General features: G+C 45.9%; 9 protein-coding genes and 1 tRNA gene. 9 read left to right on the top strand and 1 reads right to left on the bottom strand.

Translation table 11 applies throughout. The features are described 5' to 3' along the window. The first annotated feature begins 4 nt into the window (after positions 1-4). The 6 genes from nhaC (at position 5) to IL_RS06580 (ending at position 11029) form a co-directional block, all read left to right on the top strand. Entirely contained in the window at positions 5-1459 is a 1455-nt protein-coding gene (gene nhaC / locus IL_RS06555) for a Na+/H+ antiporter NhaC (protein WP_011234522.1), read from the top strand. A 60-nt stretch (positions 1460-1519) separates the two neighbouring features. After that, positions 1520-4111: an aminopeptidase N gene (gene pepN / locus IL_RS06560; protein ID WP_011234523.1), complete on the top strand. Its 2592-nt coding sequence runs from the start codon at positions 1520-1522 to the stop codon at positions 4109-4111. Between the two features lie 23 nt (positions 4112-4134). Beyond that, on the top strand, positions 4135-4362 hold the full coding sequence (locus IL_RS06565) for a DUF2835 domain-containing protein (RefSeq protein WP_011234524.1): 228 nt from the start codon (positions 4135-4137) through the stop codon (positions 4360-4362). Between the two features lie 196 nt (positions 4363-4558). Next, entirely contained in the window at positions 4559-9406 is a 4848-nt protein-coding gene (locus IL_RS06570; RefSeq protein ID WP_011234525.1) for an NAD-glutamate dehydrogenase, read from the top strand. Further along, entirely contained in the window at positions 9406-10410 is a 1005-nt protein-coding gene (gene pyrD, locus IL_RS06575; RefSeq protein ID WP_011234526.1) for a quinone-dependent dihydroorotate dehydrogenase, read from the top strand. Before IL_RS06570 ends, pyrD begins: the two co-directional genes overlap by 1 nt. 64 nt (positions 10411-10474) lie before the next feature. Next, on the top strand, positions 10475-11029 hold the full coding sequence (locus IL_RS06580; RefSeq protein ID WP_011234527.1) for a cell division protein ZapC domain-containing protein: 555 nt from the start codon (positions 10475-10477) through the stop codon (positions 11027-11029). Positions 11030-11141: 112 nt separating this feature from the next. Here the strand turns inward: IL_RS06580 and IL_RS06585 are convergent. Continuing rightward, a tRNA-Met gene (locus IL_RS06585) sits at positions 11142-11218 on the bottom strand. A 202-nt stretch (positions 11219-11420) separates the two neighbouring features. Between IL_RS06585 and rlmKL the strand changes: the two genes are divergently transcribed. From rlmKL to IL_RS06600, 3 genes are read left to right on the top strand one after another with little or no spacing between them, the layout of a single operon-like run. Then, positions 11421-13535, top strand: coding sequence for a bifunctional 23S rRNA (guanine(2069)-N(7))-methyltransferase RlmK/23S rRNA (guanine(2445)-N(2))-methyltransferase RlmL (gene rlmKL / locus IL_RS06590; protein ID WP_011234528.1), 2115 nt, complete (start codon positions 11421-11423; stop codon positions 13533-13535). 3 nt (positions 13536-13538) lie between these two features. Further along, entirely contained in the window at positions 13539-13778 is a 240-nt protein-coding gene (locus tag IL_RS06595) for a glutaredoxin family protein (protein ID WP_011234529.1), read from the top strand. Further along, positions 13775-15721, top strand: a complete 1947-nt coding sequence (locus IL_RS06600; RefSeq protein WP_011234530.1) for an ATP-binding cassette ATPase Uup — start codon at positions 13775-13777, stop codon at positions 15719-15721. Before IL_RS06595 ends, IL_RS06600 begins: the two co-directional genes overlap by 4 nt.

The raw sequence follows: 15721 nt of genomic DNA on the forward strand, positions 1-15721 counted from the left end.
ATTAATGAGTCATAAAACAAAAGCACCCAGTTTATTACAGGCGCTGATTCCTTTACTTGCGCTAATCGGAATGTTGTCCTCGTCGGTTTATTTATTTGGCGAAGACTCTTCTTATGGACCCAATCAGATAGCCTTGTTAGTGGCGGCCGGTATTGCTGTCATCATAGGTTTTAAAAACGGCTTTAGCTGGCAACAAATAGAAGAGGGCATAACCGAGGGGATTTCTGTAGCCCTGGGCGCAATGTTAATCATTCTTGCTGTCGGTTCGTTAATTGGTACCTGGTTGTTGTCAGGTACCGTTCCAACATTAATTTACTTTGGTCTGGAACTGCTAAACCCAAGCTTATTCTATGCGGCAAGTTGTATTATTTGTGGTGTAGTAGCGCTATCTATCGGAAGTTCCTGGACAACCGCAGCGACCATTGGTGTAGCATTAATGGGAGTAGCTTCCGGTATGGGCTTAGAGCCAGGTATCGCTGCTGGTGCAATAGTTTCGGGAGCGTACTTTGGTGATAAAATGTCACCTTTGTCTGATACCACCAACTTGGCACCAGCCGTCGCAGGAACAGAACTGTTCGCTCACATCCGTTATATGGGGTATACCGCAGGACCTGCTTTTGCTATCTCGATAGCCTTGTTCTTAATTCTTGGTCTTAACACCGATACCAACGTTAGTTTACAGCGTCTGGAACTGATGCAGGAGCAATTAAGCGCAACCTTTAACGTTGGCTGGGAAATGCTGGTTCCTCTGGCGGTGTTGCTATACTTGGCAGCAACCCGCAAACCAGCGCTACCCACGGTATTTTTCGGAGCTTTGCTCGGTGGTGTGTGGGCGCTAATTTTCCAACCTGAAATGGTTAGTCAAATAGCCGGAGAACAGGGCTGGGTTGCGGCCTTAAAAGTCGTTTGGTTAGCCTTATCAGATGGCGTATCGGTGAGTACAGGCAGTGCCAATCTTGATTCATTGTTAAGCGGCGGTGGCATGTCGTCAATGTTAAATACCGTATGGCTCATTTTAAGTGCCATGACCTTTGGCGCCATTATGGAAAAAGTTGGCCTGCTGGAACGCTTTATCCGCGGCATGCTGAAGTCAGCTAAGAGTGTCGGTTCGCTGGTTACCGGGACCATTTTTACCTGTTTTGGTGCGAACGTACTAACCGCAGACCAATATATGGCAATTGTATTGCCAGGGCGCATGTTCAAAGAAGAATATGAGCGTCGCAATCTGGATCCCAGAGTGCTTTCCCGTACTCTGGAAGATAGTGGTACCATCACATCGGCTCTTATTCCCTGGAATACATGCGGAGCTTATATGTTTTCAGTACTTGCCGTAAGTCCGTTCGAATATGGTATTTATGCGTTCTTTAATTACCTGACACCGCTAATTGCCATAATTCTCGCTTATACCGGCTGGACTATCTTGTATTTGAACCCAAAAGACAAAACGGCTGAAGCCTAATTAGAGCGAATAGCCGTACGCAAGAGAGCGACTTAAGAGAACTAAATACAGAAGGAAGCTATGACACAATTACCAAAGGCTAAATATCGTAAAGATTATCAGGAACCTGAATTCACAATAACGGATGTCGATTTAACTTTTAATCTTCATCCAACAGAAACTCGGGTAACGAGCGTCTTAAAAGTTGTACGGCAAGGCGATCATACAAAGCCTTTGGTACTCGACGGGGAACAACTCACCTTACTGAGCTTAAAAGTCGATGGTGAAGACGTTGCTGAGGATTCATATGAATGCAATGAGCACAGCCTTTCACTTAATACTTCGCTCAAGGCGTTTACCCTTGAAATTGAAAATAGCGTTAACCCGACGGCTAATGAGGCGCTTGAAGGCCTGTACCTGGCTGAAAACACCTTCTGTACGCAGTGCGAAGCAGAAGGCTTCCGACGCATCACTTATTACCCCGATCGGCCTGATGTTCTGGCAAAATTTACAACCACAATTATTGCCGATAAAGCAGAGTTTCCATACTTATTATCAAATGGTAACCGCATAAAGCAGCTGGATCTTGATAACGGAAAGCATATGGCAACCTGGCAGGACCCGTTTCCTAAGCCTTGCTATCTGTTTGCTCTTGTCGCGGGTAATTTCGATGTATTACGTGACGAATTTACTACCCGGGAAGGGCGTACCGTTGATTTAGAGCTTTTTGTCGATAAAGGCAACCTGGACAGAGCTGATCATGCCATGTTATCGCTTAAGAATGCGATGAAGTGGGACGAGGAGCGTTTCGACCTGGTCTACGATCTGGATATTTATATGATTGTAGCCGTCGACTTCTTCAATATGGGCGCCATGGAAAACAAAGGCCTGAACGTTTTCAATGCGAAGTACGTTTTGGCTAATCCCGCGACGGCAACCGATCAGGACTTTCTTAACGTTGAATCCGTTATTGGTCACGAATATTTCCACAACTGGACTGGCAACCGCGTGACGTGCCGCGACTGGTTTCAACTGAGCTTAAAGGAAGGGCTGACTGTTTTCCGCGATCAGGAGTTCAGTTCAGATCTCGGCTCCAGAGCCGTCAACCGCATTCAGGACGTCCGCGTTATTCGCAGCCACCAGTTCGCTGAAGATGCCGGACCCATGGCGCATCCGATTCGACCGGATAAAGTTGTTCAAATGAATAACTTTTATACGGTTACGGTCTATAACAAAGGCGCCGAAGTTATTCGGATGATCCACACCTTATTGGGAGAATCCGGTTTTCAGAAAGGTATGAAGCTTTATTTTGAGCGTCACGATGGTAAGGCTGTAACCTGTGAAGATTTCGTTCAGGCTATGGAAGATGCAAACGGCGAAGACTTCAGTCGATTCCGTCATTGGTACTCGCAGGCAGGAACGCCGGTTGTTACAGCGGAGCAGTCTTACGATAAAGACGCGAAACAACTGACCTTGGTGCTCAAACAGGAAACAGCGTCTACTCCCGGACAAGAGCAAAAGGCACCTTTCCATATTCCGGTTAAATGGTCAGCCTATAGCGAGCAGGGCGCAGAACTGTCATTAAGTGATAATAATTTATTGCACTTAAAAGAGAATGAATCGACTTTTACCTTTGATAATGTTGTGGAGAAACCCATTTTATCTTTATTCGATAATTTCTCTGCGCCAGTTAAAGTAAAACGCACCATAAGCGATGACGAATTGCGGGTACTGCTGGCTCATAGCAAAGATGACTTTAGTCGTTGGGATGCGGCACAGTCGTTGTTTACCCGAATGATAGAAAAGGGAATTAATGATGATTCCGCTATCGAATTATCAGCACAAACGATTGATGCATGCAGGAACTTGCTTCAGGCCAATACAGATCCGGCACTAAAAGCTCTGGCCTTAACACTGCCTTCAGCCTCAACGATTGCTGATAATTATGAAACCATTCCGGTAGAAGCAATTAATACCCAGTTGAAGTCACTAAAAACACAACTGGCAGTTGCGCTCGAGAATGATTTCAGCCAGCTTCTGAGTGCCTGTAAGTCAGAAAAAGCCTACCAGTTAGTGGGTGATGAAATAGCCAAACGGCAACTGAAACAGGTTTGTTTAAGCTACTTAGCCGAATTAGGCGACGCAGCGACCGATAAGTTGACAGAACAGTTTGACCAGGCCGATAACCTGACTGATCAACTGGGTGCAATGCAGGCCGGAGTGTGGGCTAATCATTCTGCAGCCGAGTCTTTACTTAATAAGTTTGAGCAGCAATGGCGTGGCGAAAAACTGGTAATGGACAAGTGGTTCAGCACTCAGGCTCTTGCTAATAACGAAGCTACGGTGGAGCGCGTTAAAGATTTAATGACGCACCCCGATTTCTCGTTAAAAAATCCAAACCGGGTGTATTCACTGCTTGCCGCGTTCACTCAGAATCAAGCTCAGTTTCATAAAGCTGACGGGGCAGGGTATGAACTGATAGGCTCAGTCATTCAACAACTGAATACCAGCAACCCTCAGGTTGCCTCAAGACTGCTCTCTGCTTTTGTCAGTTGGCGCCGGTATGATGAGAATCGCCAGAAATTAATGCGGAATCAGCTTGAGTCTTTACGTCAATTGCCAAACCTGGCCAGTGACTTATTTGAAAAAATAGAAAGTTGTCTAACTGAATAATTATTTAAAGGTATTAACCAACGGTGATCATTGAGTATGTTTTTAACCTGAGTATGAGCTATCAGGAGTTTTGCGATGTTTATTACAGCAAGGGTTATCAACAAATTGTAGTAACGACCGTTAACGGCACGCGGGTAGCACTACCCGCGGGGCGTTTAATTCCTTTTATCGATAACCAGGGCGTGCGTGGACGCTTCCTTTTACAAGTTGATGAGCAGCAAAAGTTCGTGGGATTAAAACGGCTGACTTAGAGTCCATTCATTTAAACTAAATAGTTATATTATTTTACTTGCCATATCTGGTCTAAACACCTGTTTTTAGCGCGAATAAGCGTTGAAACGCCAGCGTAAATGTTCGACAATAACATCAATCATATATTCTCTGGCCGTGGGCCGCATTTGGGCTTGCCTACGACGTTTCACCAACAACCTCAAGGACTCTGCAATTATGTCGTTGGTCGATAGTCAATCTCCGGTTTTACTGGAAAAAGTCGTTGAATTGATAAAAAAGAAAGTTCCCGCCTCTCAAGCGCACTTAGTAGCAGATTTTGCCAAGCGCTTATATCGCAATATTGCCAGTGATGATTTAACGAACCGCCACGATAGTGATATGTATGGTGCGGTTTTGGGTTTATGGCACAGCTTTAATGAGTATAAACCCGGTGATAAAGCACTGATAAAAGTATATAACCCTGAAGTCCCGACGGACGGCTGGGAGTCTCCTCATACCATTATTGAAATTATTCAAAATGATATGCCATTTATGGTCGACTCAGTGCGCATGGCGCTGGCTCGTCTGGGCATTACATCGCATTTATTACTGCATATGCCGTTGAGCCATAAACGGGACAAAAATAGCCAGGTTACTGAATTACAGAAACCGGGTACCCGTAGCGATGATAACTATGTCGACACGGTTTTTCTTATTGAAATAGACCGCCAAACCAGCAAGGAAGAGATAAAAACGTTAAAAAGTGAGCTGGTGTCGGTAATGGAAGAAATCAGTCTTGCTGTTGAAGACTGGCAGGCTATGCGTAAGCGTCTACAGACGGTTTCGGAGCAACTGGATCATGAATACTATCCGGGCTCAAAAAAAGAAAAGAAAGAAATTAAAGAGTTCTTACAATGGCTGGCCAATGATAACTTCACGTTAACCGGTTACCGTTCCTATGAGCTAACTCCGGTGAAAGGCGACTACGAACTCAAACAGGTTAAAGACTCCAGTCTGGGGTTAATGAAAAACTCCGTTAGTGAAAAAGGACGTTTGGTTTCCAGCTTACCGGAAGATGCGCGCGAAATAACGCACAACGAACGCCTGTTACTGTTGACCAAAACCAACTCGAAATCACGGGTTCATCGTCCAGCATACTCAGACTACATTGGTGTTAAACGCTTTAATGAAGACGGCGAAGTCATAGGTGAAGACCGCTTTATTGGTTTGTATTCGGCCAACTTCTATAACAACAGTGCACGTGATATCCCGTTGGTGAGTGAGAAAATATCCCGCGTATTAGACATGTCAGGCTTTGCTCCGCAGTCTCACGCGGCTAAAGCACTGTTGAATATTTTAGAGACTTATCCTCGTGACGAAATTGTGCAGGCAGAAGAAGATGACTTACTAACTGTCGGTCTGGGCGTGTTGCAAATGCAGGAGCGCGACATGACCCGCGCTTTTCTGCGCCGCGATATTTTCGGCCGCTTTATGTCGTGCATGGTTTATGTGCCAAAAGAGCGCTATAACACCTTGTTACGTCAACGAACTCAAAGTGTGTTGGCGCGTACATTGAAAACCGAATACGACGTCGACTTTACCACTTATTTTTCAGAGTCTTCGTTAGCAAGAACACATTATACCGTGCGTTTGAGCGAAGACCATCAGGATGTGAACGTGAAAGAATTAGAACAGAACTTAATTGAAGCGGCCCGCACGTGGGAAGACAACTTCGAACGTATTTTGCAGTCCACTTTCGGGGAAGCAAATGCTACCCGTTTAAACAAACGATACGCTACGGCATTTCCCCGTGCGTATAAAGAAGACGTTTTACCGTCGGTAGCAATTTCAGACATAAAACAACTGGAATCGTTAAATGACGAACATAAACTGGGTATGGTGTTATACCGTGCTCAGGAAGAAAAAGACGACAGTAAACATCTGCACTTGAAGCTGTTCCATAAAGACGAACCGATTCATCTGTCGGACGTACTGCCGATGCTCGAGAACTTCGGGTTACGGGTTATTGGCGAAAGCCCTTACCAGATTAAAACGGGCGACGGTGATGTGTACTGGGTTCTTGATTTCCACATGCTTCACACTGCAGGCTCGTTGAATCTGGAAGAGAGTCGTGAAACCTTCCAGGAAGCCTTTGCGTTAGTCTGGAACGGTAAATTAGAAGACGACGGCTTTAACCGCTTGGTACTAGGTGCCGGCATGAATGGCCGTCAGGCCACTATTTTGCGTATGTTTGCGAAATACATGCGTCAAATTGGCACCACATTCAGCCAAAGCTACATAGAGAGTACGTTCAGTAAGTATCCTCTGCTGGCCAAGCTGGTTGTGAAGATGTTTTACAGCAAGTTTGAACCGGGTACAAAAGGTGTTGAGAAAAAGCTTGAAGCACTTCATACCCGTATTAATACCGAGTTGGACAACGTTGCCAACCTTGACGATGACCGTATTATTCGTCGCTATGTCGAACTGATTGATGCAGCTTTGCGTACCAACTTCTTCCAGAAAGACGAGCAGGGCAACGACAAACCTTATATTTCAGTTAAGTTCTTGCCTGAGCTGGTACCGGAAATGCCGTTACCGTTACCTAAGTTTGAAATTTTTGTTTACTCGCCGAAAGTCGAAGGTGTGCATCTTCGTGGCGGTAAAGTAGCTCGTGGTGGCTTGCGCTGGTCAGACCGTCGTGAAGACTTCCGCACCGAAGTACTTGGTCTGGTAAAAGCTCAGCAAGTGAAGAACACCGTTATTGTACCTGTGGGTGCAAAAGGCGGCTTTATTTGTAAAGCTTTACCGGAAGACAGAGAAGGCATGATGGCCGAGGGTAAAGAGTGCTATAAAACCTTTATCCGTGCGTTACTGGACATTACCGATAACATCGTTGAAGGAGAAATTGTTCCTCCGAAAAGTGTTGTTCGCCGTGACGAAGACGACCCATACCTGGTTGTTGCCGCAGATAAAGGTACTGCAACTTTCTCTGATATCGCTAACGGTATTTCAGCTGAATATAACTTCTGGTTGGGTGATGCCTTTGCATCAGGCGGCTCAGTTGGCTATGACCACAAGAAAATGGGTATTACCGCTCGTGGTGCCTGGGAATCAGTTAAACGCCATTTCCGCGAAATGGGTATCGATTGCCAAACCACAGACTTTACCTGTGTTGCCATTGGTGACATGGGTGGCGATGTATTTGGTAACGGCATGTTGCTGTCCAAGCATACGCGCTTACAAGCGGCATTTAACCACTTGCACATCTTTATTGATCCGGAGCCAGACGCTGCGAAATCCTGGGAAGAGCGTGACCGTTTATTCAAAATGCCGCGTTCAAGCTGGGATGATTACAACCGCGAATTGATTTCAAAAGGTGGTGGCATCTTCAACAGAAGTGCTAAAGCGATTGAGCTAACGCCTGAAATTAAGAAAATGCTGGGTACCCAGAAAAAATCAATGACACCGAATGATTTGATCAAAGCCTGCTTAACGATGGAAGTTGATCTTATCTGGAATGGTGGTATCGGTACTTACGTTAAAGGCAAAGCCGAAACCGACAGCGATGTTGGTGACCGCGCTAACGATGCGTTGCGCGTTAACGGTCGCGAGCTGAACGCGAAAATTATCGGTGAGGGCGGCAACTTAGGCTTTACCCAGTTAGGCCGTATTGAATTTGCACAAAACGGTGGACGAGTTAATACCGACTTTGTCGATAACGTGGGTGGCGTGGACTGCTCAGATAACGAAGTTAATATTAAAATCTTACTTAACGGTTTAGTTAACAGTGGCGATCTGACGAAGAAGCAACGCGATAAACTGCTTTACGATATGACCGACGATGTCGCGAAAATTGTTCTTGATGACTGTAACAGACAAACACAGTCAATTTCGGTAACAGCATTGCGTGGCACCGATCAAGTTAAAGAATACACGCGGTTTATTCATCACCTTGAGCGCGAGCATTCGTTGAATCGTCAGCTTGAGTTTTTACCTGATGATGATGAGTTAGTTGAGCGTCAAGCAACGAACCAGGGCTTAACACGTCCGGAGCTGTCTATTATTACGGCTTACGGAAAAATGGTTCTTAAAGAGCAGTTGATAACGGATGAAATCACAGAAGATCCGTACCACATGCGTGAACTTTTTGACTCCTTCCCGGAGGCTTTACGTGAGCGTTTTGCTGACAGCATGGTATCTCATCCGCTGAAAGGTCAGATTATTGCCACTAAGCTCGCCAATAATATCGTTAACGATATGGGACCAAACTTTGTTTTCCGCAAGCAGGAGGCAACCGGCTCGACAGTTGCTGAAATAGCTTCTGCTTATGTCGTTGCCCGCGAGTGTTTTAAAGTTGAAGAGCTGTGGGAACAAATTGAGGCACTGAATAATAAAGTGCCTGCCGAAGTTCAGAATGAAGTTTTATTCCAGCTTCGTCGTATGGTTCGCCGCGCAACTCGTTGGTTCTTGCGTCATCGTAATCCAGCTCTGAGTGGCATTCAGGAGCACTTAGATTTCTACATGGGTGCATTTGACGACTTACGCGAGAACAGCCTCAAGTATATGGTTGAAGACGAAGCTAAACTCATTCAAGAAACGATTGAGAAGTATAAAGAGCATGGCTTCCCTGCCAAGTTGGCAAAACAAATTGCGAGCCTGAGCACAGTATTTTCTGCCATGGATCTTGCTGAAGTTGCCAATGAAACAGGACAGTCGTTCAAGACGGTTGGTACGCTTTACTTCCGCCTGGGTGCGGAAATAAACTTACATTGGTTCTTAATACAAATTAATAACCAACCTGTGGCGAACCACTGGCAAGCCCTGGCAAGAGCGGCATTCCGTGAAGAGCTCGATTGGCAGCAACGTTCGTTAACTCAAGTTGTACTACGTTCAACACCAGACGTAAGCGACCCGGAAAAGATGATCAGCGAGTGGATAGAGCAAAACGAAGTGTTGTTATCTCGTTGGCAGCAAATGCTGTCAGACTTCCGTACAACGAAGAGCCACGAGTTTGCTAAATTCTCGGTCGCTTTGCGCGAGCTTATGCTGTTGAGCCACAACTGTGCACCTAAAGTGATCAGTTAATGTACAACCTTATAAAGCCATTGTTGTTCCGCCAGGATCCCGAGAAAACGCACGAGTTAATGCTCGGGATCCTGAGTAAATGGCATCGCACACCGTTGTCGCTGTTCTGGAAGCAAAACGTAGCCAGCAAACCGGTTCGGGTTATGGGAATTGATTTCCCTAACCCAGTCGGTCTAGCGGCTGGTCTTGATAAAAACGCCGAGTGTATAGACGCATTTTCTCAAATGGGTTTTGGTTTTATCGAAGTTGGTACAGTGACACCTGTAGCTCAGCCGGGTAATGATAAACCTCGTTTATTCCGCTTGACCGAAGACGAAGCAATTATTAACCGCATGGGTTTCAACAACGATGGGGTTGATGAGCTTGTTAAGAATGTCAAAGCGTCTTCTTATAAAGGCGTGTTAGGCATTAATATCGGTAAAAACAAAAACACGCCGGAAGAGCAGGCCATTGATGACTACCTTGCGTGTCTGAATAAGGTTTATCCTTACGCAGACTATGTCACGATTAACATTTCATCTCCTAATACTCCGGGTTTAAGAAACCTTCAGCACGGCTCCAGTCTTGATGGCTTATTGTCCAGCCTTAAAACGGCTCAGCTGACTTTGGCAAAAGAGTATGAGCGCTACGTGCCGCTGGTGGTTAAAATAGCTCCGGATCTTGAAGATCATGAAGTGGAAGTTATGGCGCAGTCACTATTAAAGAATGAAATGGATGGCGTAATAGCAACCAACACAACTTTGTCGCGTGACGGACTGCAAAGCAGTCAGGCCGGCGAAGCAGGGGGCTTAAGCGGTAAACCACTTCAGGATAAAAGTACTCGAGTGATAGAGCTGTTATGTAAAACTTTGCAAAGAAAAATACCGGTTATAGGCGTTGGTGGCATTGATTCAGTTGAGTCAGCAGAGGCCAAACTCAAGGCTGGAGCGAGCCTGGTGCAAGTTTACACAGGGTTTATCTATCAAGGGCCTGGGCTAATTCGCTCAATTGTTAGTCACTTGTAATGGTTAAGTGACTTTAGTATCTTATCGCAAAGCTTAAATTCTTCTAATAATAAAGGCTAACATCGTGGAATCGGAATCCCATTGGTTATGGTTATTCAATACAGAAAGCGGCAAGCTTAGCGTTAAGCTAAGTGATACCGACGTATTTGATACGCCTTACAAACCGAGTCAGCTAGTCAATATTCACTTTAATGAACAAATGATGGATATTGAAGACGCGACAACTTTCCAAATCGTTAGTGAAACATTAGAGGCTTACCCTGCAGATAAAATGCCTTGTGCACCGCAAAACGCAGCTCTTAATGCAACTGCCTGGTGTCGCTTTGGTCGTCCTCAAATGCCACAGAGTTGGCATTTTCAAAAATCTGATATTAGCGAATGGCCGTTAGAGCGGCGTTTATGCGAATTGAACTCAGGTTTTGATCAGGGGCTGTTCTTAATTCTTGATACCGATGATGAATTTGCGACTTGCTTACTATTAAGTGAGGGCATGCAGCTTTCTGCGATTAAATCGCTGCGTCAGTACCATGTCATTAAAGTCACCTTAAACCGCTTGTTACCGGCAACCGTCGATTTAGCTTTGTCAGCTCAGTCTAACTGGGGACAACAGTTGGCGTAGTGGCTTTAAATATAAAGCTTGCGTCTTAAGTCTATTTTCAGGCTTACTTGGGAATTTATTCAAAGAAAGAGTATTTAGCAGGAAGGCATTACTGAATTCTAATTCCGGACGTTGGTTGCGGGGGCAGGATTTGAACCTACGACCTTCGGGTTATGAGCCCGACGAGCTACCAGACTGCTCCACCCCGCGTCCGATTGAGAGCGCATAGTATAGTCATAATTCGTGCCGCGCAAGCTTTATTTAAACCAACTGCATAGTATTTATACAAATACGGTTTAACTGCTGTTTTATTAGTCATTCTCTATGTAATTCCCTTATTTCAGCTGGAATTACAGACAGCCACTGAGCTCTCCGTTATAATTGTCCCCTTAATTTTTTAGGCGAAGTTTCTATGTATCGTTTTTTTATTGCGTGCTCCAAAGGCCTTGAAGGGCTTTTGTTTGATGAGTTGCAAGAGTTCAATTTAAGTCACGTTAAGCAAACCCTTGCGGGCTGCTATATCGAGGCTGATTTGCAGCAAGCGTATACCGTGGCTATGTGGTCCAGGTTAGCAAGCCGTATGCTATTACAACTGGGTGAAAAGGAAGTTTCCAGCCTGGATGAGATTAAACTGGCATTGACTCAATTCTCGTGGAGCAAGGTTTTCGATGCGAACAGAACCTTTGTAGTTGATTTCTCTGGCGGTAACGACGACATTCGCCACACTCAGTTTGGCGCACAGTTAGTAAAAGACTGTATTGTCGATAACTTTCGTAATAGCGGATTTGAACGCCCCAGTATCGATAAGCAGGACCCGGACATTCGTATTGCCGTGCGAGTACATAAAGACAAGCTCACCTGGTCTTTAGACTTTACCGGTGACGGCATGCACAAAAGGGGATATCGCCTGCAGCAGGGTGAAGCACCGCTGCGGGAAACCTTAGCTGCCGCTATATTAGTCCGCGCCGGCATCAAAAACGAATTGGAAAAAGACGAGCCCGTTATTTTTGACCCCTTTTGTGGCTCGGGTACCTTAGTCATTGAAGCCGCCATGATGGCAATGGACCACGCACCAGGTTTGAGCCGCGCGCATTGGGGCTTCTTGTTTTGGCATGAACATTCGCCGCAACTGTGGCACGACGTGCTAGAGCAGGCTGAGCAGCGCTTTAAAGAAGGTAAGAAGAACTTTAAAGGCCATTTAAAAGGCTCTGACAACAACCCTCATTTGGTCGCTAAAGCTAAAGATAACGCCAAGCGTGTGCTATTGCATGAAGTGATAGAGTTTGAAGTTGCGGATGCAACAAACTGTGAAGCACCGGCAGAAAGTGGCCTGTTAGTCTGTAATCCTCCCTACGGTGAACGTCTGGGTGAGGCCGTTGAAACCTTACTGTTGTACCGCCGTTTTGGCCGTCAACTAAAAGACACTTTCCAGAATTGGCATATAGCGGTACTGGCAGGAGACGAACAGTTACTTAAACGTCTGAAACTGCGCAGCCATAAGAAATACCCGCTATTAAACGGTGCAATTCCGGTTAATTTGGCTCTTTACGACTTAACTAAAGAGCAACCTGACTTCGCAGAGAGTCAAGCTGACGACCTGGTTAATCGGGTTAAGAAGAACCATGCAAAATTAAGCAAGTGGGCTAACAAGGAAGGACTGGATTGCTGGCGTGTTTATGATGCCGACATTCCTGAGTACAACGCCGCTATCGATATTTATCAGGATTACGTGGTTGTACAGGAATACGCAGCTCCAAAAGACATTCCGGAAGGCGTTGCCAATGACCGTTTGTGGTTCATGCTCGAGTCTTTGAGTTCAGCCTTGCCGGTGTCAGAAGATAAAATCATTTTGAAACGCCGCCAACGGCAAAGCGGTAAGCAGCAGTACGAAAGACAATCGCAGGACAGCACGGTGTTAACGGTTAATGAATACGGCGCCAAGTTTGAGGTGAATTTAACTGATTACCTTGATACCGGCTTATTTATGGACCACAGACTGGTGCGTAAAGAGCTACTGGATAAATGCGAAGAATTGGATGTGCTGAATTTATTTGCCTATACCTGCACAGCCTCTGTTCAGGCTGCCAGAGCCGGAGCCGCACGAGTTGTTTCTGTTGATATGTCGAAAACTTACCTGAAGTGGGGCGAGCGTAACTTTGCCTTAAACCGCTTACGAGGCGACTACCAGTTTATTCAGGCTGACTGCTTTATCTGGATGCGGGAACAACGTGGCAAGCAACTGTTTGACGTTATTTTCCTTGATCCGCCCACCTTTAGTAACTCAAAACGGATGAGCGGAACCTTAGACATACAGCGTGACCACGTTGGTTTGATAAAAACCGCCACGGGAATGTTGAAAGAGGATGGCGTGATTCTATTCTCTAACAATAGAAAGAAATTCCGCATCGACACCGAAGGCCTGGATAAAGCCGGTCTTGAGGTAAATGATCAGACCCAGGCCTCAATACCCGAGGACTTCAAACGCCATAAAGGTATTCATCATTATTATATTATTTCACGGGCTTAATTAATGTCTGCGTTTTATTTGCTTACGAAACCAAACTGTCCGCTTTGTACTCAGGCTATTCAGTTACTGCATTCGCTCGACCTGGAAGAGCCGGTTGAACTTGGAGTAGTCGACATTGCCGAACAGCAGGAGCTGCAAGAAGAGTATGGCTGGTTAGTACCAGTATTTATTCGGGGAAAAGACGACGCAGAGTTGCGTTGGCCTTTCGATGCTAATCAATTGCTGGAGTTTGTAGAGCAATGAGTTTATTACGTGTACAGGATGCACACCTGGCCTTTGGCGCTGATGCCATTTTAGACGGTGTTGATTTTACCATTGAAGCCGGTGAACGAGTTTGTTTGGTTGGCCGTAACGGCGCCGGTAAATCCACTTTCTTAAAAGCGATAGATAACGAAGTGGTCTTAGATTCAGGCCAAATACAGTGGGTGGGCGATACCAAAGTGACCCGTTTGCCGCAGGATCCGCCTAAACAGTCGGAACAGCGAGTGTTTGACTACGTAGCTGAAGCGCTGGCTGAATCGGGCAAAGCACTGGCTCGTTACCATGAATTGTCTGCCAGTCTTACTGACTCCCCCAGCAGCGCAACGCTTGACGAAATGGACAAACTGCAGAATCAACTGGATGCTATTAACGGCTGGCAAGTCAATACACGCATTGAACAGGTTTTGACTCAGCTGCAATTACCCGCAGATGAAACCATGGCCGCACTTTCCGGCGGTTGGTTGCGTCGCGTGGCGCTAGCTCGGGCGTTGGTTGTTGATCCGGACATCTTACTGCTGGATGAGCCGACCAACCACTTGGATATTGAAATGGTGCGTTGGCTGGAAGAGCAAATCGTTAACTTCTCCGGGGCTGTGTTATTTATCAGTCACGACCGGGCGTTTATCCGCCGTTTGGCTACACGAATTATCGATTTAGACCGCGGACATTTAACCAGTTACCCGGGCAGCTACGATACCTACCTGCAGAAAAAACAGGAAGCACTGGAAGTTGAAGCAAACCACAACGCTGAGTTTGATAAAAAGCTGGCAGCTGAAGAGACCTGGATACGCCAGGGCGTTAAGGCTCGCCGTACTCGTAACGAAGGGCGGGTACGTGCACTTCAGGATCTGCGGAAGCAACGTCAGCAAAGACGCGAACTTCAGGGTAAGGCAAATCTGGCAGTGAACGAATCCTCACGTTCCGGTAAAAAGGTCTTTGAAGGCGAAAATATGGCTTTGCGTTTTGGCGACAAGCCTATTATTAATGACCTGGATCTTTTGTTGATGCGCGGCGACAAAGTGGCGTTTGTCGGGCCTAATGGTTGTGGTAAAAGTACGCTGATTAAAGTTATTTTAGGCATGCAGGAAGTGGACAGCGGTAAAGTTCAGCTAGGCACTAATCTGGAAGTCGCTTACTTTGATCAACACCGGGCGCAGCTTGACCCTGAACAAACCGTTATGGACAACGTTGGTGACGGCAAGCAGGACATAGAGTTTCAGGGCCGCAGCCGACATATTTTAAGTTACCTGCAGGATTTTCTCTTTTCACCGAAACAGTCACGAACCCCTGTTCGGGCGCTTTCCGGTGGAGAAAGGAACCGGGCGTTGTTAGCGAAAATACTGCTGAAACCCAGTAATATTCTAGTACTCGATGAGCCGACTAACGACCTGGATATTGAAACCTTAGAACTGCTCGAGCAAATTGTTGCGAATTATCAGGGTACGGTTCTGCTGGTCAGTCACGACAGGGAATTTGTAGACAACACAGCAACCAGCGTGCTGTATTTTGAAGGTGAGGGCGTTATTACTGAAATTATTGGTGGTTTTACCGAACTAAACCACTATTTAGCGGCAAAAGCTGAAAATTCATTTCATAGCAACGGAACCAAAGCGGCAGCTAAAGAGTCTGACAGCAACAAAAGTTCGCAAAGTAAGGGAAAAACCGCAGACAAAGGTTCAGACAAGCCGCGGAAGAAGTTATCCTATAAATTGCAACGCGAATTAGAGCAGTTACCCAAAGTTATTGCAGAAAAAGAAGCAAAACTTGAAGAATTACAACAGTTAATGAATGAACCGGGGTTCTTCGAACAGCCATTAGAAAAAACCGAACCAGTCATGACTCAAATTGCCGAAATTGAAGGGCAGTTGATGCAGGATCTGGAGCGCTGGGAAGAACTGGAAAACTTATCAGAACAGAGTAGTTAG

This window comes from Idiomarina loihiensis L2TR (assembly GCF_000008465.1).
GTDB lineage: Bacteria > Pseudomonadota > Gammaproteobacteria > Enterobacterales > Alteromonadaceae > Idiomarina > Idiomarina loihiensis.